Source organism: Maricaulis sp. W15 (assembly GCF_001924955.1).
GTDB classification, from domain to species: Bacteria; Pseudomonadota; Alphaproteobacteria; order Caulobacterales; family Maricaulaceae; genus Maricaulis; species Maricaulis maris.
The window spans coordinates 11,536-34,416 of record NZ_LQXG01000005.1 but is presented as its reverse complement, the minus strand read 5'-3'; the positions used below and the strand labels follow the sequence as shown (position 1 = coordinate 34,416).

Annotated in this window: 19 protein-coding genes and 1 tRNA gene; 6 read left to right on the top strand and 14 right to left on the bottom strand. The window is 62.8% G+C overall.

The features are described 5' to 3' along the window. Nucleotides 1–103 precede the first annotated feature (103 nt). From cysE to AWH62_RS04475, 5 genes are all read right to left on the bottom strand, one after another. A complete protein-coding gene (cysE, locus tag AWH62_RS04495) occupies nt 104–928 on the bottom strand; it encodes a serine O-acetyltransferase (protein ID WP_075189294.1) in 825 nt (274 codons plus the stop codon). Next, the gene (locus AWH62_RS04490; protein WP_075189293.1) at nt 928–1,533 is read right to left on the bottom strand and encodes an NUDIX hydrolase; all 606 of its coding nucleotides are present in this window, start codon (nt 1,531–1,533) and stop codon (nt 928–930) included. The genes cysE and AWH62_RS04490 overlap by 1 nt, the downstream gene beginning before the upstream one ends. 36 nt (nt 1,534–1,569) lie before the next feature. Then, nucleotides 1,570–4,713, bottom strand: a complete 3,144-nt coding sequence (locus tag AWH62_RS04485; RefSeq protein WP_075189292.1) for an efflux RND transporter permease subunit — start codon at nt 4,711–4,713, stop codon at nt 1,570–1,572. Further along, nucleotides 4,710–5,849, bottom strand: a complete 1,140-nt coding sequence (locus AWH62_RS04480; RefSeq protein WP_075189291.1) for an efflux RND transporter periplasmic adaptor subunit — start codon at nt 5,847–5,849, stop codon at nt 4,710–4,712. Before AWH62_RS04480 ends, AWH62_RS04485 begins: the two co-directional genes overlap by 4 nt. Nucleotides 5,850–5,939: 90 nt before the next feature. Then, entirely contained in the window at nt 5,940–6,587 is a 648-nt protein-coding gene (locus AWH62_RS04475; RefSeq protein WP_158025560.1) for a TetR/AcrR family transcriptional regulator, read from the bottom strand. 114 nt (nt 6,588–6,701) lie between these two features. Here AWH62_RS04475 and AWH62_RS04470 point away from each other — a divergent pair, with 114 nt between their 5' ends. After that, nucleotides 6,702–7,328 carry a nitroreductase gene (locus AWH62_RS04470; protein WP_083635008.1) on the top strand — a complete coding sequence of 209 codons (627 nt, stop codon included), beginning with the start codon at nt 6,702–6,704 and terminating at the stop codon, nt 7,326–7,328. On the opposite strand, the gene queF is transcribed toward AWH62_RS04470, so the two are convergent. Then, entirely contained in the window at nt 7,325–7,786 is a 462-nt protein-coding gene (gene queF / locus AWH62_RS04465; protein ID WP_075189290.1) for a preQ(1) synthase, read from the bottom strand. The genes AWH62_RS04470 and queF overlap by 4 nt on opposite strands. A gap of 40 nt (nt 7,787–7,826) precedes the next feature. After that, nucleotides 7,827–8,306, bottom strand: coding sequence for an Lrp/AsnC family transcriptional regulator (locus AWH62_RS04460; RefSeq protein ID WP_075189289.1), 480 nt, complete (start codon nt 8,304–8,306; stop codon nt 7,827–7,829). Nucleotides 8,307–8,511: 205 nt separating this feature from the next. Between AWH62_RS04460 and ald the strand changes: the two genes are divergently transcribed. The 3 genes from ald (at nt 8,512) to AWH62_RS04445 (ending at nt 11,239) form a co-directional block, all read left to right on the top strand. Continuing rightward, on the top strand, nt 8,512–9,627 hold the full coding sequence (gene ald, locus AWH62_RS04455; protein WP_075189317.1) for an alanine dehydrogenase: 1,116 nt from the start codon (nt 8,512–8,514) through the stop codon (nt 9,625–9,627). 309 nt (nt 9,628–9,936) lie between these two features. Further along, nucleotides 9,937–10,407 (top strand): hypothetical protein, encoded by a 471-nt coding sequence (locus AWH62_RS04450; RefSeq protein WP_143742919.1) that lies wholly within the window; start codon nt 9,937–9,939, stop codon nt 10,405–10,407. A gap of 175 nt (nt 10,408–10,582) precedes the next feature. Then, nucleotides 10,583–11,239 carry an HAD hydrolase-like protein gene (locus AWH62_RS04445; protein WP_158025559.1) on the top strand — a complete coding sequence of 219 codons (657 nt, stop codon included), beginning with the start codon at nt 10,583–10,585 and terminating at the stop codon, nt 11,237–11,239. A gap of 70 nt (nt 11,240–11,309) precedes the next feature. Here AWH62_RS04445 and AWH62_RS04440 read toward each other — a convergent pair whose 3' ends face one another. The 4 genes from AWH62_RS04440 to AWH62_RS04430 all read right to left on the bottom strand — a co-directional run bounded on the left by AWH62_RS04440 (nt 11,310) and on the right by AWH62_RS04430 (nt 14,781). Next, a complete protein-coding gene (locus AWH62_RS04440; protein ID WP_075189286.1) occupies nt 11,310–12,272 on the bottom strand; it encodes a nitronate monooxygenase family protein in 963 nt (320 codons plus the stop codon). A 123-nt stretch (nt 12,273–12,395) separates the two neighbouring features. Beyond that, a complete protein-coding gene (locus AWH62_RS16960; RefSeq protein ID WP_158025558.1) occupies nt 12,396–12,551 on the bottom strand; it encodes a hypothetical protein in 156 nt (51 codons plus the stop codon). A 92-nt stretch (nt 12,552–12,643) separates the two neighbouring features. Then, nucleotides 12,644–13,264 (bottom strand): DNA-3-methyladenine glycosylase, encoded by a 621-nt coding sequence (locus AWH62_RS04435; RefSeq protein ID WP_075189285.1) that lies wholly within the window; start codon nt 13,262–13,264, stop codon nt 12,644–12,646. A 38-nt stretch (nt 13,265–13,302) separates the two neighbouring features. Further along, complete coding sequence (locus AWH62_RS04430) at nt 13,303–14,781, bottom strand: hypothetical protein (RefSeq protein ID WP_075189284.1); 1,479 nt, start codon at nt 14,779–14,781, stop codon at nt 13,303–13,305. Nucleotides 14,782–14,896: 115 nt separating this feature from the next. On the opposite strand from AWH62_RS04430, the gene AWH62_RS04425 reads away from it, so the two are divergent. Further along, a complete protein-coding gene (locus tag AWH62_RS04425; protein ID WP_158025557.1) occupies nt 14,897–15,619 on the top strand; it encodes a hypothetical protein in 723 nt (240 codons plus the stop codon). Nucleotides 15,620–15,819: 200 nt separating this feature from the next. Here AWH62_RS04425 and AWH62_RS04420 read toward each other — a convergent pair. Beyond that, a tRNA-Leu gene (locus AWH62_RS04420) sits at nt 15,820–15,906 on the bottom strand. A 56-nt stretch (nt 15,907–15,962) separates the two neighbouring features. After that, entirely contained in the window at nt 15,963–17,582 is a 1,620-nt protein-coding gene (locus tag AWH62_RS04415; RefSeq protein WP_083635000.1) for a sulfotransferase, read from the bottom strand. Nucleotides 17,583–17,789: 207 nt separating this feature from the next. Here AWH62_RS04415 and AWH62_RS04410 point away from each other — a divergent pair, with 207 nt between their 5' ends. Next, nucleotides 17,790–20,285: a TonB-dependent receptor gene (locus tag AWH62_RS04410; RefSeq protein WP_075189282.1), complete on the top strand. Its 2,496-nt coding sequence runs from the start codon at nt 17,790–17,792 to the stop codon at nt 20,283–20,285. Nucleotides 20,286–20,368: 83 nt separating this feature from the next. Here the strand turns inward: AWH62_RS04410 and AWH62_RS04405 are convergent, their stop codons facing one another. Continuing rightward, nucleotides 20,369–22,042, bottom strand: a complete 1,674-nt coding sequence (locus tag AWH62_RS04405; protein ID WP_075189281.1) for a VWA domain-containing protein — start codon at nt 22,040–22,042, stop codon at nt 20,369–20,371. Nucleotides 22,043–22,881: the final 839 nt, after the last annotated feature.

Sequence of the window (22,881 nt, the reverse complement as noted above, 5' to 3'; positions counted from 1 at the left end):
CCGGTCGGGGGATTCGAAGTCGGCGCCAACTAAGCCCATGACAGGGGGCCGCGTCCAGTGCGCTGCTGTCCGTATTCCTGCACTCAGGCGTGATCCGGGCAGATCAACCGGAGCCTTGGGGCAGGCTTTGATCCATGCTCTTGGCCGGTTCGTCACAGCAATTGCCGACAATTTTGGCCGGCACACCGGCGACCGTACAGCCCGCCGGGACCGGATGCAGGACCACCGAACCGGCAGCGATCCGGGCGCCGTCGCCAACGGTGATATTGCCAAGCACCCGTGCGCCAGCACCAATCAGGACGCCCTTGCCGATCTTGGGATGGCGGTCTTCATGGGCCGCCCCGGTGCCACCCAGCGTCACTTCATGCAGAATGGAACAATTATCGCCGACAACGGCGGTCTCACCGATCACCACCGAGGTCGCGTGATCAAGCATCACGCCGCGCCCGATGCGCGCCGCCGGGTGGATGTCGAGACCGAAGCGCTCCCCGACACGGCTTTGCAGGTGGAAGGCCAGGGTCTGACGCCCCTCATTCCACAGCCAGTGCGCCACGCGATGCGCCTGCAGGGCATGATAGCCCTTGAAGTAGAGAAAAGGCTGCAACAGGCTGAGGCAGGCCGGATCCCGCTCATCAATAGCGATCATGTCGGCAGCGGCTTGCTGTACAATATCGGGATCGCCGGCCAGCGCTTCCTCGGCCACATCACGCGCCAGCATGGCATCGAGCTGGGCGTCAGCGAGCTTGGCAGCGATGCGGTAGGCCAGCGCGTCGGCAAACCGGTTGTGCCGCAAAATGGCAGCATTGAGGAAGCTGGCGAGGATTGGTTCCTCGGCAGCCGCCGAGGCGGCCTCGACGCGAAGACGCGCCCAGATACTGTCAACGCCCGTGCGTGCCTCGACGGTGGTTTCCACTTGGCTGAGTGACATCACGCTCTCCTCGCGCCTTGATCCAGCATGGCGGCGGCCAGATCTGCATCCAACTCACCTTCCTGCGCCATGTAGTATGCCCGCAGCAGCATCGCTACCGTCAAGGCATCGGTTATCCTGCCCGAACTCACCTCATCGAGCGCATCACGAAAATGCACGAAGCGGATGGCGAGGTCTTCTGTCCCCTCCGGCTCGGCCTCGCCGGCGGTCAGCCCGGTCGCCAGATAGCCGATTGCCGCTTCATCGGTCACCGAGTTCGACAGGTCCATGCGCAGGATTTCGTGCCAGGTTTCCGCAGTATAGCCCGTTTCCTCACGCAGCTCGCGCGCCGCGCCGACCCGGGGTTCCTCGCCCAGTGGCCCTCCGCCTTCAGGAATTTCCCAGCTATAGCGATCCTGGGGGAAACGATGCTGGCCGACAAGGATGATACGACCATCCGCCAGGACCGGAAGAACCGCCAGGGCGGTATTGGCAAAGTTGACGACGCCATACACACCCGGCTTGCCGTCAGGCCGCGTGACCGCATGCTCGGTCAGGCTGACCCAGGCATTGCGGTAGACCTCACGACTGGACCCGACCTGCCACGGGCCGCGTTTCTTGTTCATGACGGCGCCTCATCACTGCCTTGGCCGCGATCATGGCTAGGCGTGTTCGGGCCTTGCCGGCAAGCCTTCAGCCCGTTCACGATGGCGGCGCATGGCGTCACTCAAGCGCCGTTTTTTCTCGGTCAGGCGTGCCAGGAGCGTGAAGGCCGCCGGCGCAAAGACCAGCGCCAAAAGCGCCGACCCCGCGACTCCCCCGACCATGGCTGCCGCGAAGGGCAGCCAGAAACTGTCGCCGGACAGGATCAGCGGTATAAAACCGCCAATCGTGGTCAGCGTCGTCGACACGATGTGCCGGGTCGCATCCATCACCGTTGACTGCACGGCACCCGCTTCCAGCGCCACAGCCGCCGGATTGGCGCGCAGCGCCGAGAGCACCACGATGGCCCCATTGATCGACAGGCCCATCAGGCCCATCGACCCAACAATAGCGTTGAAGCCGAGCGGCGTGCCAAATGCCCAGACCCCGAACATGGCCAGTCCGACCGACAGGAAGGCAACGACAAAGATCACCCCGGCATAGCGGAAGGAGTTGAAGGCCAGCACCACCGATCCGATCATCAGGACCAGCAAGGGCAAAGCCGTGCCGAACAAGCCGGCCATGGCGCTGCCGCGCTCCGCCGCCTCGCCGGCCACCTGCAGCTCATAGCCCGGCGGCAGGATGATGCCGGCCTCGTCGAGCGCCGCAAAGAAATGCTCAAGCGCCGGCGCTGGCAGAGTGTAGGGATCGAGATAGCCATAGATCGTATTGACCCGGCGTCCGTCCTCATGCGGGATCAGCGCGACTTGCGGTGCCAGAACCACGTCTCCCAGTGCAGCCATGGGCGAAGACAGGATGTCCTGCCCCGGCGCCGCAAGAGGAGAGGCGGAAACGGCTGACAGGCTGGAACGCCGCGAGTCACGGGCAATGACCCGAACCGGCAATTCCTCGACACCTTCCAGCACGCTTCCGCCTACAACGCCGTCCAATTCGCCCCGCAACCGGTTGGCGAGGTCATCGAGACGAATTCCGGCAAGTTCCGCAGAGGCCTCATCGGCCATGATCCGGGCGACGGGTTCGCCCATTTCCAACAGGCCCAGCGTATGGGTGATGGTCGGCGTCTGCGCGAGCACAGCGCGGATCTCATTACCCAGGCGATTGAGTTCCGACAGTTCCGGCCCGACAAGCACCAATTCGATCGGTGCCGGGATGGGCGGGCCTTGCTCGAAGGGCAGGGTCAACAGGCGCGCATCCGGGAATTCCGACATCACGCGGCGTTGCAGGTCCGGCAGTATCCGGGCGGTCGCTTCCGGAGAAGCCGTATGCACGAAACCGGCGGCATAGCTCGACACGCCGGACTGGTTGCCGACCACATTGTAATAGGTCCGCGGCGCACTCTCACCGATCACCCAGGAAACCCGCTCGACACCTTCATAGGACTCGATCAACGCCGTGGCGCGCTCGGTCTGGCGACGGGTTTCGGTGATCGAGGTCGAGGACGGCAGTTCCAGCGACAGCTGGAACATGTCGCGATCGGTCGGCGGAAAGAATTGCATCGGCAAGGTCGAGGCCGCCACGAAGCCGGCAATCGGCAACAGGAGTCCGCCGGCCAGACCGGTCCAGGGGCGTTGTGTCACCGCGTCAAGCACGCCCCTGTACAGGCCGGCCAGCGGTCCCGCACCGATCCCCTGCCGCCAGAAGCGACGGGGACCACCGGCAATCGCCGGATCGTCAAACCAGGCCGCGAACGCGCCGACCACGGTCATTGCCAAAAGGAAGGAAGATACCACCGCGAAGATGACCGAAATCCCGATCATCGAAATGAATTCCCCGGCTGCGCCCGGCATCAAGGCAATCGGCGCAAAGGCGAAAACAGTGGTCAGCGTCGAGGCCAACAGAGGTGCGAACAGGTGGCGCAAGGCCTTGTCGAGCGCATCGACCGGCGCCGCTCCGCGGGCCCGCATCAAACGGTATTCGTCGACGACCACGATGGCATTATCGATCAGCAGGCCGAGCGCGACGACCAGACCGGTCACCGACATCTGATGCAGCGGCTCGTCGTAAATCCGGGTCAAAAGCAGGACAGCGAGAACGGTCAGCGGCAGGGCCGAACCGACGATCAGCGCCGCGCGCCAACCCATCATCACGAACAGGACGGCAAACACGATCAGCGCCGAATATCCCAGATCCCGCGCCAGCCCACTCAGCCGGCTGTCGACATAATCAGCCTGTCGGAAGATTGTCTCGACCCGGACGCCGGGGACCGAGGCGGCGAAATCGGCGACCACCGCATCCGCCGCAGCGGACCAGGTGTCGACGCGCAATTCCGGCTGCAGATAGGCCGCGACAAAAATCGCCCGACGGCCCTGCGTGGTCGCGATGGCGTCGGCGGGCGTCCGTGCACCTTTCTCGACTTCGGCGACATCACCGACGCGAATGAAACCGCCATCAGGCCCCTCACCCAGCGCAATTGCGCGGATACGATCCAGCCCGTCGAACTCGCCGGCAATCTCGACATTGAGGTCAACCCCGCCGGCCCGCAGTTCCCCGGCCGGCGACTTGGCGTCGGCGCTGGCGGTCAAACGGGCGAGGTCCGCCATCGTCAAACCCAGCGCTGCGAGTGTGTCGGGATCGGCGACAATGCGGATTTCTTCCTCGACCTCACCAAAAACAGCGGTCTCCTCGGTGCCGCTCATATTGCGCAACCGGGATTCCAGGTCCGCAGAAAGTCGCGACAGGATGGCGAGGTTTTCGCCCCCGCTCTCGCCCCAGCTGAGCGAGACAATCATGGTCGCCGCGCCGAGATATTGCCGGCGCACATCCGGGGCGATCACGCCCTGGGGCAAAGATGGCCGGACGCTCTCGACCTGCTCGCGGATCTGCGTCCAGGCCTGGTCAACCTCGGTGGCATTGAGATCCTCGCGGATCTGCAAATGGATGATCGACACACCCGAGCGCGAACTGGATGATGTCGTGTTGATCTCGGCAAGTTCGTGAATGGCGTTTTCGAGCGGCTCGGTGACCAGCGCTTCCACGCGCTCGGCAGAGGCGCCCGGAAAGGCCGTGACGACGATCCCGAAGCGCTCGGTCAGGGACGGATCTTCCTGACGACCCAATGACAGCAAGGCGCCGAAACCGGCTGCGGCGAGCAGGATGACCGCCAGCGCGGTCAGGCGGGAATAGCGATAGAAGAGCGTGCTCATCGCGCCCGCGCCTCAAGCGTGGCCGGGACGACGTGCTGGCCGGGCGTGATGCGTTGAAGGCCGGACGCCAGCAGCAACTCACCATCAGCAACCGCGCCCCGCACATAGACCCGTTCGGCCTCGATACGAACGGTTTCCACTACCCGCGGCTCAAGCCGGTAATCGCCAGTCTCGTCCGGAGCCAGCACATAGACCGACCACAAACCGCGGCGGCCCTCGGCGAGCGCCGCCGTCGGCACCCAGAAACCTTCTGTGCCGATTGGGGTTTCAACGGCAAGACGGACAATCTGACCGGCTGCAACCGATTGTGCCGGATCCAGATCAAACACCGCCGTCACGGTACGCGTCTGCCGATCGACCACGCTCGACGAGGCCCGAAAATGCCCCCGCACGGGCTGTGCCTGGCTGTCGACTTCGAAACTGGCAATGTCACCAGGCTGGTATCGCGCGGCGACGATCTGCGGCAGACCGACCCGGACTTCCAGCGAATCCAGTTCGACCAATTCCAGCAAGGGTTGGCCGGGTGAGGCAATCGCGCCCTCATCCGAACGGCGCGCCGTCACGACACCGTCGAAGGGCGCCGTCATCACAGAAAGATCCAGTTGGATGCGCAAAGCGTCCGCAGCCGCAGCCGCCGCATTTTGGCGCGCCAGTGCTGCACGGGTCGAGGTGCGCACTTCGTCAAAACGTTGTTGCGAGATATGGCCGCGTTCCAGCAATTGCGCCTGGCGGGTCTCGGTCCCGCTGGCCAGCGCAGTCTGGGCGGCCGCTTCAGCGGTCTGGGCATCGGCGGCGGCTATCTGTGCCTGAAGGGCGCGAACATCGAGACGGGCCAACATCTCGCCTTCCACGACCCGGTCACCAACATCAACGAGGATGCTTTCAATACGTCCCGACCGCTCGAAACCCAGGGCGCTCTGGCGACGGGCGGCAATCAGGCCGGGAAAGAATTCGGCGATGCTGGCGTCATCATCATAGTGAGCCGTGATAGTCGATACGCTCAATGGCGGCGGCGTACTGGCAATGAAATTGGCTTCCGCGCGCAAGGCGGTCACACCAAATACCAGCACCGCAACGATTACGGCGGCCAGGGCGACTGCAGATCCGGCACCCAAGCGCCGCTTGTAAAGAGACATGTGAACACCCTCGTCCTGTCACGGTCGAGGATATAGGGTATTGAATGACGTTTGAAAAGTGAACGTCGTTCACATTTTTTCGAATATCAACTATTCGGTTTTGAGAAGCCCCCGCATGATCATCTCGGTATGGAGGTCGATCACCGCATCAAGCGTGACATGTTCGGACCGTGGCATGCCATTGGGAAAATCGTCCAGGCAGACAATCAACATGGTCAGGCCATGCAGGCTGGCCCATACGCTTTTTGACGCAACGCGCGGATCAACCTTGCAGAATGAGCCTTCGGCCTGACCGGCCTCGATCATGTGGACCAATTTCTCTTCGGCCTCGAAGGCGACTTCCTTTTCGTCATGGACGTGCGGTTTGACCGTCACCGAGGGTGAGAACGCCATCATATAGTGATTGGGTTCTTCCATACCGGTCTCGATATAGGCCCGCATGCAGCGCGAACACAGGGCAGCGGTCTCGCCCCCCTCCTCCATCGCGGCATGAATTCGCGCCAGGAGGCGTTCAAAGAACATCTCGCGGATAGCCGTGAACAACTCGTCCTTGGAGGCAAAATACTTGTAGATCGCCGCGGGCGAGTAATCGATCGCCTCGGCAAGCCGACGCATGGAAATCCCCTCCTCACCTTCGGAGGTGAAGATGGTCTCGGCGGCGTCGATAATGGCTTCGCGCACCTTGCGGCGACGACGATCGGCCGGCGTGTCATCTTCGATGGCGATTTCAGCGTTCATTCTTGATACGTATCCCCACAAACTCGATATGCGTGCAGTCCCCGACGACAGGTATACCGACCACGGACCGTTCAGGTCAAAGATAGTCTCGCAGCTCACAAGGTGGCCATCATAATGAATGATCGTGATTTCACGCAGTTTCCGGCGCCCGGTGACCGTCTCGCGCCGTGCCATCCGAGCCCGGACACGCTGGCCCTGCTGACCCGCCGACGGTCAGCCACTGCCATCACGATGGCTGACCCGGGACCGTCGCAGGATCAGCTTGACCACCTGCTGGGCATCGCGGCCCGCGTGCCGGACCACGGCAAGCTGGCGCCCTGGCGCTTCATCGTGTTCCAAGGCGACGCACGCGACTCATTCGGGCGGACCCTCGGTGAGGTATTTGCCGCTGCCACGCCGGATGCGACCGAGGCACAGATCGCCTTCGAAACGGGTCGGTTCACGCGGGCGCCGCTGGTGATTGCCGTCATTTCCACAGTGCTGGAACGCCACAAAGTCCCGGAATGGGAACAAATCCTGTCGGCCGGCGCGGTTTGCCAGAATCTGCTGATCGCCGCGTCCGCGATGGGCTATGGCGCGCAATGGTTGACTGAATGGTATGCCTTCGACCCGCAGATCAAAGCGACACTCGGCCTGGGTTCCGGGGAACGTATTGCAGGTTTCGTCTATGTCGGAACCGTCACCGAAGAACCGGTGGAACGCCCGCGCCCACAGGCCCGGGTCGATCACTGGACCACCTAGCCGCGCCCGCGATAACCCGGCACATCCTGGTCGGGAATCCATACTCCCGCGGGCGGCTCACCGGTAGCATAGAAGACGTCAATCGGGATCCCGCCACGCGGATACCAATAGCCACCAATGCGCAGCCAGACCGGGTCCAGCTCCTTGACGAGGCGCTGGCCGATCCCGGTGGTGCAGGCCTCGTGAAAAGCGCCATGATTGCGGAAACTGCCCAGGTAGAGTTTCAGCGACTTACTCTCGACGATCCACTCGCGGGGCACGTAGTCGATCACCAGATGGGCGAAATCCGGGGCGCCGGTCACCGGGCAGAGCGAAGTAAATTCCGGGCACACGAAACGCGTCATGTAGGGCGCGTCACACGGATTGGCGACACGCTCGAGCTGAGCGGTATCCGGATTGTCAGGCAGCACGGTCGTGGTGCCGAGCTGGCCAAGATTGTCGTAGCGATCATCAGTCATGGCGGGGACTTAGTCCCGGCCTCGGCAACAGGCAAGCCTCTCAATGGACCTGCACCTCATCCGGTACCGGCATGGCGGTGCGCGAGAAGACGCGGCGGATGGTGAAGCTGGACACCAGACGGGTCACGCCGGGCAGGCCCGACAGGACTTCCCGGTGCACGCGCTCATAATCATTGGCGTCGCGCACCAGCACCCGAACCAGATAGTCAGCATCGCCACTCATCAGGTAGCATTCCATCACTTCAGGCACGTGCTCGACGGCTTTTTCGAAAGCCACCAACGTGTCACGCTTCTGATTGTCCAGCGTCACTTGAACATAAACCGTGATGCCGCGTCCCAGCGCCCGTTCCGACAGGATGGCGACATAACGATCAATAATGCCCGCGCCTTCCAAGGCCTTGACCCGGCGATGGCAGGCCGATGCCGACAGACCGACACGCTCCGCCAATTCGGCATTGGTCAGGCGACCATGATCCTGCAATTGGTTGAGGATGGAGATATCAACGCTATCAAGACGCAAGGCACACTCTCCCGGACATGGCGGTCAATTCCGCAGATCATTCTGGATTATCGCGAAGGCTTGGTATATACGTCGCCATCAACACTGAATGTTGCACGATAATTCACAACAAACGGTTCGAGTTGTCAAATTCAATCACGCAGACCGCTTTCGGCGAAAGAATATCGAAGGAAGCGCCGCACTGCCCAGCCCTTGAGGGATGATCATGCGTATCGGGGTACCCAAGGAAATCAAAGTTCGCGAATATCGGGTCGGCCTGACACCCAATAGCGTTGCTGAATTCGTGCGCCATGGCCACGAGGTTTTCGTAGAGACCGCTGCCGGTGAAGGCATTGGATTTACCAATGACGACTACATCTCCGCCGGCGCTTCCATCCTGCCGGATGCGGCCGCCGTGTTCGACGCGGCCGAGATGATCGTCAAGGTGAAGGAGCCGCAGCCGTCCGAAACGGCAATGCTGAAGCCTCACCACACGCTCTACACCTATCTCCACCTGGCTGCCGATCCGGTCCAGGCCGACGGCCTGCGCAAGGCCGGCTGCCTGTCGATCGCCTATGAGACGGTCACCGACCGCGATGGCCGCCTGCCGCTTTTGACCCCGATGAGCCAGGTTGCCGGACGCATGTCCGTATCGGTCGCGGCCCATTGCCTGATGAAGGCCCAGGGCGGTCGCGGCACCATGCTGGGCGGCGTGCCGGGCGTGTTGCCGGCCAAGGTGGTCATCATTGGCGGCGGTGTCGCCGGTACCCATGCTGCTGAAATGGCGATCGGTGCCCGTGCCGACGTCACCGTGTTTGATCGCTCCAACCGCCGCCTCGCGGAGTTGGACGAGCAGTTCTCCGGCGCCGTGAAGACGGCCTATTCGACCCAGGCCGCCCTGGAAGACGCGGTGCGCGAAGCGGATGTCGTTATCGGCGCCGTTCTGATCCCGGGCGCCGCCGCTCCGAAACTGGTCACTCGCGCCATGCTGAAAGAGATGAAGGACGGCGCTGTCCTCGTCGACATCGCCATCGACCAAGGTGGTTGCTTTGAGACCTCAAAGGCCACCACGCATGACGATCCGACCTATATCATCGACGGTGTGGTCCACTACTGCGTCGCCAACATGCCGGGCGCCTATGCCCGCACTTCAACGCTGGCCCTCAACAACGCCACCCTGCCGCTCGGCCTGGAGATTGCCAACAAGGGTACCAAGCGGGCGATCAACGAGAACCCGCACCTGCGCGAAGGCCTGACGACGGCGGATGGCGAAGTCTGCCACCAGCTGGTCGCCGACGATCTCGGCCTGACCTGCGTGAAGCCGGCCTGGCTCAACGCCTGACCCACGCCTCACCTGCACAATGAGAAAAGCCGCCCGGACCCGGGCGGCTTTTTTCTTGGCCGGATCCCCGGAACCAATCCGACCCGCCGACGTTGTGGTGTCATGATGAAACATCACACGTCACTCTTGGCAGTCCTTACGGCCCTTTCGCTGGCAGCGTGCGGCGGAAGCGGTCAATCACCGGATCCGGCGGACAATGATGAAGCAGCCACGGCGCCCGCCGGCCAAACAGAAACCACCGAAAATGAAACGGCGCGGGCGGAGGGTCGCGATCCGCAAGGATTATTCGCCCTGCTTGAGCGCGTCAGCATGGCATCGGACGACAGCTATGAGCCGGAGATCAGGGCCGAGCCTGGCGAAACACTTCGCTTGGACGGTGCCCTCACAGACGGTGAATGGTCCGAACGCGGCGCCCTTGGCATCAGCTATGGCCGCAGCGGCTTCGCCCCAACCGCCAGTTTTCGCTGTGATGCAACGGGCGACGACCTCGTGATCACGGTCCACGCCCCGCGCATTGCGTCCAGTGACGACGCGCCAACCTCCGACGCCATAACCGGCAGCCTGATCACTGCCAGCGGTGTCGCAACTGGCGCTTTCACTCCCTCCGAGCGCAGTGAGAGCATCCACGAGATGCGGGTCCCGTCCCTGGCCCCTGCCTTGGCCGACCTTGCGGGTTCGGAGCGCCTCGGTGTCGCCGTCGGCACCGAAGACCTGCGATTGATGCCGATGTCTCCGCTCCTGCTGACCGAGTTGGCATCCTGCGCCTCCCTCGCCGGCTAAAGCCGGCACGACATGTCCATTCGCGGTGGGCGGAGCTTGTTGGCTCCGCCCGTTTGCGTGACCCCGATTCTGCGCTACCACATCGGATTGTCACAAGAATCGGGATGAATGCCCGGGGGACGCTGGCAAACCGCCTGCAGGGGCGCAGCTGGCAATCGGGAGCGGGACGTACGGTTTGGCACGCTATGATCTGGTTATTTTCGATTTCGACGGCACGCTTGCTGACAGCCTGACCTGGTTTCGCGGCGAACTCGGCGATCTGGCCGACAAGCATGGCCTGTCACCGATCTGTCCCGAACGTGCGGAGGCCCTGCGTGGCCTGACGCCGAAGGCAATCATGGACGAGCTCGACATTCCCGCCTGGAAAATACCTTTCCTCGCCGCCGATGTCCGCGCCCGCGCCGCCGAGAATGTCGACAAGATCCATCTCTTCGACGGCATACGCGACCTTGTTGAAGACCTGTCGGCTCGCAAAGTTGATCTGGCGGTTGTGTCTTCGAATGGGGAAACCGCCGTCCGGGCCGTACTCGGCGATCAGCTTGCCAGTAGGTTCAGCCAGTTTGCGTGCGGCGCCGCCCTGTTCGGCAAGGCCTCGGTGTTTCGCAAGGTGATCCGCAAAGCCGGTACGACGCCGCAACGCACACTTTGTGTCGGCGATGAAATCCGCGATATCGAGGCGGCCCGCGAAATCGGCTGCATCGCCGGCGCCGTCGATTGGGGCTTTGCGACGCCGGACATACTCGACGCCCATGCACCCGACTTCATCTTCAACCGGCCGGCCGACATTTCCCGCAGCCTGGTTGATGAACACCGGCACCGCCCGACGGGCTGACCCGCCCCGCGCCAGAACGAAACGCGCCGACCCGATTGGCCGGCGCTAATCCCGTTCAACCCGACCGGACCTACCCCAGAAGGCGCGCTTTCGCCGCGTCATACTCGGCCTTCAGCTGGTCGATATACTCAGCCGCCGGTCGCACGGATTTGACCGAACCAATGCCCTGGCCAGAGCCCCATATGTCCTTCCAGGCCTTGGCTTTGGAACCACCGCCGGAGCCGAAATTCATCGCCGAAGGATCGCTCTCCGGCAAGGCGTCAGGATCGAGGCCGGCATCGATGATCGACTTCTTGAGATAATTGCCGTGCACGCCGGTAAACAGGTTGGTGTAGACGATGTCCTCGGCCGAGCCGTCGACGATGCCCTGCTTGTAGGCCTCGTCGGCACGCGCTTCAGCCGTCGCAATGAAGGCCGAGCCGATATAGGCATAGTCGGCGCCCATGGCCTGGGCCGCGAGCACGCCGCCGCCGGTCGAGATCGCGCCGGAACACAGGATGGGACCGTCGAACCAGGCGCGGGTTTCGGCGACGAAGCTGAACGGCGACAGCGCCCCGGCATGACCGCCGGCACCAGCCGACACACAGATCAGACCGGTCGCGCCCTTCTCGATCGCCTTGTGGGCAAAGCGCTGATTGATGACGTCGTGCAGCGTGATGCCACCCCAGCCCTGGACAGCCTGGTTCACCTCGGCTTGCGCACCGAGCGAAGTGATCACCACCGGCACCTTGTATTTCTCGCACAGGGCCAGGTCTTCCTGGAGGCGATTGTTCGACCGGTGGACGATCTGGTTGACCGCGAACGGAGCCGCCGGATTGTCCGGATTGGCGCGATTATAGCTTTCAAGCTCCGAGGTGACCTGGTCCAGCCACTCGTCGAGCTGGCTGACCGGGCGCGCATTCAGCGACGGAAAGGAGCCGACAATGCCAGCCTTGCACTGGGCCAGGACGAGATCCGGGTTGGAAATGATGAAAAGTGGCGCGCCAATCACAGGCAGGCGCAGCTTTCCCTTGAGGCTATCGGGTTCGGCCATGAAAATTCCCTCTTGATATCGACCATGATCGCGACCGCTTCTGTGGCGATCCGCAAAATGAACAGCGTTCAGGTCAAAGGTTAGAGAGAGCGGTATGGGATGTCGAGCGCGCGGTGAAGCGGCTCAGTCATCATGACTGGCAGCCGCCTGCACACCCTCACCGGCCCCGGAGAAGATCAAAGCGAAGAGAAGACCGATCAACAGATTGTCGGTCAGCATCCAGCCCAGGGACCAGCCGCCGACAAAAAGTCCGGCATCGATGAGAATACGTCGTGTCATGGGGTCATGACATCATCCGATCCCGGCCAAGATAAGGCGGTTTGTGGGCAGGATCGGCCGCGCGTCGCCACATCCCGTTCGGCCGCCAGGTATCAGCCCGGCGCGCCATCCGGCGGCGCATCGACATGCGCCCACATATAATAGGCCAGCCAGGACCGGTAGGGCTTGAACATCGCGGCTGTGCGCACCGTTTTGCGGCGTTTGGATGTCAGCCGCTCGAGTGTTTTGCGGGCGGCAACATCGCCGTCGGGCCAGACATCCTGCTCGCCGAAATAAAATATGTTCATCATGTCGGCGGTCCATTGCCCGACACCCCATATCTCGGTCAGACGCGCCGTCCGCTCCGCGACCGGCAGGCTTTTGAGAAGATCGGTATCCAGCCCGACCGTGCGGTGGGTCTCGGCGATGGTGATGATCGTCCGTGTCTTGGCTCCGGACAGACCGCAGGCCCGCAAGGTCTCGGCATTGTCGGCGTGGAAATGGTCAAGCAAGGGCGCTGCCTCGGCACTCGCCTCGACCCGCGCCCAGATACTCTGCGCGGCCTTCACCGATATCTGTTGCCCCGAGATGGCCCGACAGAGATAGGTCGGAAACGGCAAATCATTGCGCAGCGGCAGCTCCAGCGGACCTTGGTGACGGATTGCTGCAACGAGATCCGGGAACAGCGGTTCTGCGACGGCAATCAGATGAGTATGGACGGCGTGATGTGACATGACACGCAGGCTAGCGTTCCGCCGCACCGCCGTCGATGTCAGCGACTCAGGAAATCGGGCATGCAGGCCGCATCACGCGAGCCGGCACATCCCTGGGCGGCAAACCGGACCAGGATCTCATCCGGCCCGAAGGCGGCCGTCGCAAGCCCGGTCGTGTCGACTTCCGCCAGCAAGCCGAACGGATCGAACGGACCATTGAGCATGGCCAGGATTTCGCTGGCTGCACCGTCGGACCGGGCATCCAGGGCGGCCAGCATGCGCGCCTGCGAATAGCGCCGGTCGTCCGCCTCATAGAGCGAACGCAGCGCCGCCTCATAAGATCCGCCTCCGTGCAGTTCGGTCATGCGGGCATCGAGCAGAAGGTGGAACAGCGCGCCGCCGCCATAGACCAGGGTTCGGTTTTCCTGCTTGTTTTCACCGGCCTCGGCCAGGCTGACAGGCCCGCTCTGGATGCGCCCGAGCAGGAAGCGGCGGATCTGCCCTTCGATCATGAAAATGACATCATTGGCATCGACCAGCTCGGTCCTGTAGAGCGTTTTCATGGTGAGATAGTCGGTTCCGCCTTCGGTGAACCATTGCAGCTCGGCATCCGGGTTTCGCGAGATGGCAATTCCGATCCAGGCGTGCAGCGACTCATGCGCGAGCGAGCGAGCCCACATCAGCCGTTCATGCTCGCGAAAAGGCGCCGGCAGGCGTTGCCCGAAACTCTCCGCAAAGGCACCGCCATCATTCATGTCGTCCTCGCCGAAGGCGACGAGGTAGCGCTCCATCGGGACACCACCAAATATCTCGGTATAGGCGGCCAGGCTGCGACGCAGCACCTCGGCAAAGGCCGGCCGCGCTTCGTCGAAAACACCTTCGCTGATGATCACCACGTCGAGCCCGTCTAGGGCGAGGGTTTGCGGCTCGAGATTCGGGCCGAGCACAATGAGATTGCGGATCAGGCTGTTCAGCCCGGACACCGCGAAGGCGTGCTCGCCAGCCTCAGCCCAGGGCGTCACGGCCTGCCATCCATCGGGCAAGTCCATGCGGACATCGAATTGACAATCCCCCCACCCATAGCTGACCGCCAGAACCGACTGGAGGACAAAATAGAAGCCGTCGTCAAAGCGATAGGCGATCTCTTCCTTGCCGATATTCCATACCGCTCGATCATGATCAGCCGTCAGCGTGTAGCGGTATCCATCCCAGAGCGCATCACCATCACTGTCCCCGGCACCCGGCAATTGCCAGGTGCCATATCCCGCATACTCCGCCGCAACGAGCGCGCCGTCGGATCGCTCAAAGACCACATCGGACAGGAAGTCGGCCTGCCCGTCCCGCGTTCCCTCCGCCTCGCGCCAGGATATGTCGATCGGGCCCTGTGAACCGGGCGCCGAAACTGCAACAGCAAACCGGTTGTCTTCCACGTGCGCCATCCGCACCAAGACCGGGTCTGCGGGGCAGTCAGCCGAAGCTGCGCCCATGCCGATTGAAAACGTCGCGGCCAACAGGGCCACAGGTTTGGCGTACACCATCTGGAAACTCCGAGTTCTGCGCTCCGTTAAGGATGCAGGTGCACCATGTTTTGGATGCAGCGCCCGGTTACGGTGTAGACAGTACACTGCAACATCCTTGTCCCGGGGGGCCGCCGTGAAGCTTTTTCGATTGATGAGCCAGATCCATCTCTGGCTTGGCGCCGCCTTCGGCGTCCAGGTCATGCTGTGGCTGATCTCCGGCCTGGTCATGGTGATCATCCCGATCGAGACCATTCGCGGCGAGCATTTACGCAGTGCCGAACCCCGGATCGTGATCGACTGGAGCGAGACGGCCCGGCCGCTCGGCGATATCATTGCCGACCAGAACGGCGATGTGACATCGGCCCGCACCGGCCTGCTGGCTGGACGCCCGGTATGGCGACTGGACACCACCGACGGGCCGATAATGGTTGACGCCAACACCGGTGACACGCTGTCGCCGATCGATGAGGCGCTCGCGATCGAGATCGCGCAGGGCCGCCAACTGGGCTTGGGCGAGATCAGCACAGTCAGCTTGTTGACCGAGCCCCCGCGCGAGGCCGGCCTTGCCATACCCGCCTGGCGGATCGACTTTGCCGCGGGCGATACCACCCCGCCGACCACTTTCTACATCAACAGCCAGACCGGCGAACTCAGAGCGGTCAGGACGACGGCGTGGCGGGTCTATGACTTCTTCTGGGGCCTCCACATCATGGATTGGTCCAGTCGCGAGAACTTCAATTCCTGGTGGATCAAGGCGACCTCCGTCATCGCCCTCCTGTTCGGTCTGGCAGGTGTCTACCTCACCATATTCCGGCTGTGGTTGATGGGCCGGAACCGACGCCCAAGCGGTCGCTGATCAGGTCAGGAACATCCATTCCGACACACAAGGCGAAGCCAGGCACGGGTTCGAGCGCAACAGAAGCAATGAAAAACTGGTGCGGGCTGATCGACTAGTCTCGAACACCCCAGCCTTGAGCGCGCTTCATGTGAGCACGAACCCCGGTAACAAGGGTGGGGCTGGGCACGGGTTCGAGCGCAACGGAAGCGAAGAAAGAATGGTGCGGGCGGCCGGACTTGAACCGGCACGGCCTTGCGGCCGGCAGATTTTAAGTCTGCTGCGTCTACCGATTCCGCCACGCCCGCGGGGTTGGACAGCGGCGTGATCCTACACGCGTTCGATGCGCTGGCCAGAGGCCCGGTCAGACCTCGCGCAGCCAATTGCCGTCGCCGTCGATGACCCCGCCCGCCTCCAGGATGGCGCGCATCGGGGCGAGCGCCTCGGCATGGCGTTTCCAGCGGCCGATCGAGCTGGAATAAAGCGGCTGGCGGACCTGGACGGAACTGGCTGTGGCGACGCTGCCAGCCTGGTTGTGAAAATCGAGGCAGGCCGGTTCCCAATCGAGGCCGCAATGAGCGATCAGGCGGCGTGCCTCGCCGTCCAGATCAGCGACAACATCCTCATAGGCGACCTCGGCGTAGCGGTCGGCAGGCAGGGTTGCCGACCAGTGCGCGCGCAGCCGGTTGAAACCGAGATAATAGCGAGCGCAATCCTCCAGCGTATAGGCGTAGTTGTAATAGGAAAAACTGGTGGCAAAGAGCTGTCGGTAATTGCTGAGACAGGCATCGATCGGGTGGCGGCGCAGGCAGATAATGCGCGCGTTCGGCAGGGCATGGTTGATATGCCCGGCCCAGACGATGTTAAGCGGCATCTTGTCGGTAAATCGCGGTGCATCACCGGCAAGGCCGGCAACACTGGCCTCATACGCCTCGCCCCAGCGCGCCGCGTCGATATCGCCCGCCGCCGCCAAGGTGGATGCGTCCATCACATAAGGCCCCGGCGTTGCGGCCAATCGTTTGCCGAGCAGGGCAAAATTCGACAATTCACCGACCGGCCGAACGGCGCTGTGGGCGCTGAGAATACGGTCGACCAGAGTCGTTCCGGTACGCGGCAAGCCGGTGATGAAGATCGGCCGCTCGCTGGGCCAGCCCGGGCGCTCGGGCGCGTGGCCGCCAGCGCCCGCCGTCGCTCTCGCCGCCTCAAATAAACCCGCGTCGTCGGCCGGTTCATAGCCGCGCCGCGCACTGGCGCCTGCCTTGGCGCGGCCAAGCCAGTCCAAGGCTTCGCCATGCCGGCCGAGATCTTCCAGCGTCTTTGCGATCGCATGACCGAGATGCAGCTGTGTTTCCTCGTCACCGTCCGCACGCGCCTCAAAGGCTGCGACCAGGTCGGCGAGCCGGTTGTCGGCTTCATCTTGGCGCTTGAGTCCGACAATCGCCGACAGGGCGCGGGCATGATCCGGGGCTAGGTCCAGCGTGCGGGCATAGGCCGCCTCGGCGCCCGGAAAATCGCCGGCAAACTGGCGCGAGGCCGCGAGATTGTAGTGATAGTCGGCGCGTTGCGGATCCTTTGCAACGGCGGCTTCGAAGAGACCGATGGCGGCCGCATGGTCGCCAAGTCGCGTAAAAACGACGCCGACCGTGTCGAAGGTGAGCGCATCGGGCGGCCCGATCTTTGCCGCCTCGCGGGCCGCTCCCGCCGCCGCGTCGCGCTGGTTGAGGGCCAGCAAGGACTTGGCGCGATGGGCATGGAAACGGGCATCGCGGGCCTTCACAGCAATCGCACGGTCGAAAATTTCGACCGCCTTGGCGTGGTTGTCATGGGCCGCCGTCAGCAGGCCGAGCAGGAAAAACGCTTCGGCATTCGGTCCCTCGGTCCGCAGCACAGACATGCAATGAGCATGCGCATCCTGGTAGCGATTGGCGCCCAGCGCCTTGGCCGCCTCGGCGAGATGTGATTCGACGGAAAGCGTTACGATCATACCGAAAACCCCGGACGACCGGACGCAAGACGCTCCGGCACAACCGAATGCTGCACTAGCAAAGGGCCTTCGCACATGCAGCGTGTCCCTCGCGCAACAGGTATCAGAAGAAAACGATAATGTGACATAAGTTTAACGCCCGGCAATTGCTTTCGTTTGACGCACCAGACCATGATTAGCGCACAATTTCATTCGGAGATTCCAGTCATGCCCGCGAAAACCAAAGCATCACTACGCTCACGCTTGGCCTGTTCAATCAGTGCACTTGCCCTGCCACTCGCCGGCATGTCGGCAATCGGAACGGCACAAGCGCAGGACAATAACTCGTCTTCGCAAGACGTTATTGTCGTGACCGCGACCCGCCGCGCCGAAGGCGTCCAGGACATCCCGCTCAATATTGCCGCCATTGGCGGCGCCCAGATCGAGGAACAGGGCTTCGAGGACCTCGCCGACGCCCTCGCCTATGTGCCGGGCATCAACATCGTTGATCGCGGCGGCCGCCAGGGCAATCCGATCATCGTGCGCGGCCTCAATGCCGACCCGATCAATTCCGGTGACGGTAATAATGATGGCGGCGGCACCGTGGCCACCTATCTCGGCGAAATCCCGCTCTTCATCGATCTCAAGCTGAATGACCTCGAGCGCGTCGAAGTCCTGCTCGGGCCGCAGGGCACGCTTTACGGCGCTGGCACGCTGGGCGGCGCGATCCGCTATCTGCCGAACCGCCCGGATTTCGACAGCAACATGCTGCAAGTCCGCTCCTCCTTCTACCAGTATTCCGAGGCGGAATCGCTGTCGTCCGACATCGGCTTCACTTTCAACCACGCCGTCTCCGACACGTTCGCAATTCGCGGCTCGGTCGATGTGCTGCAGGACAGTGGCTTCATCGACTACAATTATCGCGTGCGCGAACCGGGCGTCTCCAATCCGAACCCGGACTTCAACGACCCGGCCGACGTCGCTGCCAATCTTGTCCCGACCCAGGATGCCGACGGCGAAGAAGCCGTGTCCGGCCGCATCGCCGCACGCTGGGCGCCGACCGACTGGCTCGACGCCACCGCCACCTATTATTTCCAGCACCAGGACATTGAGGGGCGTCAGATTTCCTCGCGTCGCTCACCCATCACGGCTGGCGGCTATGAGTCGGCCCTGCGCGTGCTTGAACCGATCGAGCGCAATAACGAGCTGTTTGCGCTCGAAGTAACGGCGGATCTGGGCTTTGCCGAACTGACCTCGGCGACCGGTTTTGGCCGCTACGACGAAGACGGTCAGCGTGACCAGACAGATCTCTTGATCTCGCTGGAATATTCCTACGAGGCCTTCCCGAACTTCACGTCCTTCACGCACGAGCTGGAAGAAGGCGAATTCTTCAATCAGGAAATCCGCCTGGTCTCGACCTATGAGAGCCAGTTCAACTGGATCGTCGGCTATTACTACAACAAGGCCGAATTCGTCGGTTCCTCCGAGGAGTACACGCCGAATTACGCCGAGTATGTGAACGACAATTTCGGCTTCGGCCTGACCGAGAACCCGACCGATCTGGAGTATTTCTCGACGGCCAATACCCAACTCACCGAAAGCGCCTTCTTCGGCGAACTGGGCTGGGACATCACCGACCGGCTCTCGGTCACGGTGGGCGGGCGCTATTACGAGTACGAGTTGGAATCGGTCTCCACCGTCGACTTCCCCCTGTTCGAAGCACCGACCTATACGCCGATGACACTCGACGAGATCCGCGATCTCGCCTTTGACCCGGCGCTGGCACAATCCGATGACGGCTTCCTCTACAAGTTCAACATCGCCTATGATCTGACCGACGACATCCTGGCCTATTTCACGGTGTCGGAAGGCTACCGGATCGGCGCCTCGAACGGTCTGGGCCCCTGCCCGGCCTATGATCCGAACGCGACCCAGGGCGCCTGCGCCCTCGCACCGGGCCAGCAATACGGCCCCAATGCCGGCGACATCGCCCAGTTTGACGAACGCCAGTTCGGCCCCGACCAGACGACCAATTACGAGCTCGGCGCCAAGACGACCTGGGCCGATGGCGCGGTGACGCTGAACGGCGCCATCTTCCTGGTGGAGTGGACCGATCCGCAGGTCTCCTCGGCGACGGTCAACGCCAATATCCCGATCACGGTCAATGCGGCCGGCGCCGAGTCGAAGGGCTTCGAGCTGCAAGGCTCCTGGCAGGTCGCGCATAATTTCGAACTGCGCGGCACCTATTCCTTCACGCAATCGGAATTGACCGCCGATGTACCTTTCCTGGTGCGGACCATCACCACGCCGGGCTTTGGCTCGGCCTTCGAAGATGGACAGGCGGGCGACCGTCTGCCTGGCTCGCCGGAAACCCAGGCGTCGGCTTTTGGCCGCTACACCACCGATTTCGCGAGCGGTGCCCAACTCAACTACAATCTCGGCATCTCCTACACGGGTGATATCCTGACCCGAACCGGTGGGCGTGGTAGCAGTGTGACGCTGGACAGCTATTTCGTGGCCAATGGCTCGATCAATTACGATGCCGGAGACTGGGGGGCGACGCTCTTCATCAACAATATCGGCAATGAATACATCGAGACCGGCATCCGTAGCACGCCGCTGTCAAACCAGGCCGTCGAAGGACATCCGGTTCGCAGCCACTACGCCAATGTGGCCCCGCCGCGGACCATTGGTGTGCGTTTCTACTACCAGTTCGGCGATTGATCCCGAACCCGGCTGACGCCTGAAACAAGAAGAGCCGCACCTGTCTCCGGGTGCGGCTCTTTTCATGTCACGACGCGTTCCGATCAGGGCTTGTCGCGGGCCTCGTCCGCCGCTTGCGCTAGATCGACCAGGTCGAGAAATTCAGCGCGATAGCCGAATTGATCCTCGCCGATGGCAGCGGCCGCCGTCTCGCGGATCGCGGCCCAGTCATAACCGTCCGCCAACCAGGCATCGCCTCGTAAACGCTGGGCAAAACCGGCCACCGCAATCGAGAAACGGGCCTCCTGCGACGCCATCTCGAACCGGTCCGCGACGTCAGCTTGCGTCACCGGGCGTTCGATCAGCCGGCTGTCATCCTCGCCCGGCCGCTTGTAGCGCAGACGCAGAAAGCCGAACTCGCCGTCGAGATCCGGTTCCACCGACGCCTCACCGCCATAGCGTAGCGGCTCCATTAACACGCCCTCGGAACCGGGCGCCGCGATCTCGTAAATGGCCGTGACCGAATGTCCGGACCCGATTTCCCCGGCATCGACCTCATCATTGTTGAAATCAGCCCGCTCCAACAGGCGTGTTTCATAACCGATCAGGCGGTACTCGGCGACGCGGGCCGGGTTGAACTCGATCTGGATCTTGACGTCATTGGCAATCGGAAACAGCGAGGAAAAGCTCTCCTCCACCAGCATGCGCCGGGCTTCCTGGCGGCTGTCGATATAGGCGGCCGTCCCGTTCCCCGCCTGGGCGATGGTCTGCATCATCTGGTCATTGTAATTGCCGCGACCAAAGCCCATCACCGACAGGTAGATGCCGCTGTCGCGCTTGCGGGCGACAAAGTCTTCCAGACGCTCGTCCTGGGTGACGCCGACATTGAAATCGCCATCTGTGAGCAGCATGACGCGATTGACCGCGTCCTCGTCAAAATTCTGCTCCGCGAGGTCATAAGCCAGGGCCAGACCAGCTCCGCCGGCCGTCGAGCCGCCAGCGCTCAGACTATCGAGCGCGCGGTGAATGGCGCGGGCATTGCGGGCTTCGGTCGGTTCCAGCACCGCACCTGCCGCGCCGGCATAGACGACCAGGGCGACAGTATCGTCAGGCTCCAGCTCATCGACCAGCATGTGCATCGCGTCCACTGCGAGCGGCAGCTTGTCCCGCGCATTCATGGACCCTGACACATCAATCAGGAAGACAAGATTGGCACGCGGTCGTTCCTCGGGAATGATCTCATACCCCTGGATGCCGATATGCATCAGCTGGGTGTCGGCATTCCACGGTGTCGGCGTGACCGTGACATGGGTCGCAAACGGCTCGTCGGGTCCCGGCGGCAGGGCATAATCATAGTCGAAATAATTGACCATCTCCTCGATCCGCACGGCATCGGTCGGGGGCAGCTGGCCATATTCAAGCGAATTGCGGACGAGGGAATAGCTCGCCGTGTCGACATCGATGGAGAAAGTGGACACCGGCTCTTCGGCTGTTGCGACGACGGGGTTCGGGTCGACGTCTTCATAGCGTTCCCGGTCAAGCGGCTGCGGTGATGGACGGCTTCCGGCCTCCTCGGCGATCACAGATGACCGGCTGGCAAGGCGCGAGCCCGTCACCGTGATCATGTCAGCCGGGTACGCCACCGGTGCCGGTGGCGGCGGAGGGGGCGGCGGCGCAGGTGGCGGGGGCGGCGGCGGTGCGGTCGGCGGTGCGACAGTCGCCGTACACGCAGCGAGCATGGCCAGCCCGGCCGCACTGATCAAAAGAACGCGTTTCATGGAATCCCCTTCCGGTCCCAAAATCCCTCACCCGTCAGACTGGGCGCCATCGGGGACAACGACAAGTCGAAATCGGGGCGATTGAAAGGCAAGCGGCGCATTCAGCGCCAGGTGGGGACAGGTATGTCCCCCGCTCAGCCGCCTTCCCGCCCGTCCCGGCGGCGCCGGAGCGCCAGGCTGGTATTGCCGGATGACGGGCGGGAAGGCGCACCGAAGCAGCTCCTTTCCTGATGTTTGAGGTGATCGACAGGTCTGCCCGCGCCACGGTGTTTCCACCTGGCGGGATGAGGGGTGCGGGGGCCCGGCCGATGCCGGTTTGGCTATTGTCTTGTGTGGATGGGCACCTCGGGCACCCCGCACACGGAGATTTGGTCAGGTCCCTTGCGGGTCCCGTCTCGAAACCGACAGGAACAAACGGTCGAGCTTTGTGCCGCCGTCCTGCCGATGGCCACGCCGGGTTGGTCTGGCGGTGTTTCCAGGCAACCGGACGAGCTCCGTACTCCCAACGCCCCCGGATCACCAATCCGGGCCTCGAGTAGCGCGGGACAACGGGGATTATCCGCCAGGTTTGACGGGCGGGGATAAGTTTTATGATTTTTGTTCGCGGGGAACGCTTTCCCTCTCCCTGGGGAGAGGGTCAGGGTGAGGGGTAAATCCCGGAGAGAGCAGGAGGAATCCCCCTCATCCGCCCCTCCGGGGCACCTTCTCCCAAGGGAGAAGGAAGGGGCGCACGGCGGGGATAAGCCGAGTTCATGCGTATTTGTCATCCGGGCCGGAAGCCTGCGAAAGCAGGTTGGAGAGCCGGGACCTATACGCGCCGATATCGGCCGCACCGGGCA

What these genes read in the sequence shown, in the direction of transcription:
- AWH62_RS04490 (WP_075189293.1), bottom strand. Translation starts at nt 1,533, where the DNA reads ATGAACAAGAAACGCGGCCCGTGGCAGGTCGGGTCCAGTCGTGAGGTC.
- AWH62_RS16960 (WP_158025558.1), bottom strand. Translation starts at nt 12,551, where the DNA reads ATGACACGACGTATTCTCATCGATGCCGGACTTTTTGTCGGCGGCTGG.
- AWH62_RS04475 (WP_158025560.1), bottom strand. Translation starts at nt 6,587, where the DNA reads ATGAACGCTGAAATCGCCATCGAAGATGACACGCCGGCCGATCGTCGT.
- cysE (WP_075189294.1), bottom strand. Translation starts at nt 928, where the DNA reads ATGTCACTCAGCCAAGTGGAAACCACCGTCGAGGCACGCACGGGCGTT.
- AWH62_RS04430 (WP_075189284.1), bottom strand. Translation starts at nt 14,781, where the DNA reads ATGGTGTACGCCAAACCTGTGGCCCTGTTGGCCGCGACGTTTTCAATC.
- AWH62_RS04405 (WP_075189281.1), bottom strand. Translation starts at nt 22,042, where the DNA reads ATGAAACGCGTTCTTTTGATCAGTGCGGCCGGGCTGGCCATGCTCGCT.
- AWH62_RS04485 (WP_075189292.1), bottom strand. Translation starts at nt 4,713, where the DNA reads ATGAGCACGCTCTTCTATCGCTATTCCCGCCTGACCGCGCTGGCGGTC.
- AWH62_RS04415 (WP_083635000.1), bottom strand. Translation starts at nt 17,582, where the DNA reads ATGATCGTAACGCTTTCCGTCGAATCACATCTCGCCGAGGCGGCCAAG.
- AWH62_RS04440 (WP_075189286.1), bottom strand. Translation starts at nt 12,272, where the DNA reads ATGGCCGAACCCGATAGCCTCAAGGGAAAGCTGCGCCTGCCTGTGATT.
- ald (WP_075189317.1), top strand. Translation starts at nt 8,512, where the DNA reads ATGCGTATCGGGGTACCCAAGGAAATCAAAGTTCGCGAATATCGGGTC.
- AWH62_RS04470 (WP_083635008.1), top strand. Translation starts at nt 6,702, where the DNA reads ATGAATGATCGTGATTTCACGCAGTTTCCGGCGCCCGGTGACCGTCTC.
- queF (WP_075189290.1), bottom strand. Translation starts at nt 7,786, where the DNA reads ATGACTGATGATCGCTACGACAATCTTGGCCAGCTCGGCACCACGACC.
- AWH62_RS04435 (WP_075189285.1), bottom strand. Translation starts at nt 13,264, where the DNA reads ATGTCACATCACGCCGTCCATACTCATCTGATTGCCGTCGCAGAACCG.
- AWH62_RS04480 (WP_075189291.1), bottom strand. Translation starts at nt 5,849, where the DNA reads ATGTCTCTTTACAAGCGGCGCTTGGGTGCCGGATCTGCAGTCGCCCTG.
- AWH62_RS04450 (WP_143742919.1), top strand. Translation starts at nt 9,937, where the DNA reads ATGGCATCGGACGACAGCTATGAGCCGGAGATCAGGGCCGAGCCTGGC.
- AWH62_RS04410 (WP_075189282.1), top strand. Translation starts at nt 17,790, where the DNA reads ATGCCCGCGAAAACCAAAGCATCACTACGCTCACGCTTGGCCTGTTCA.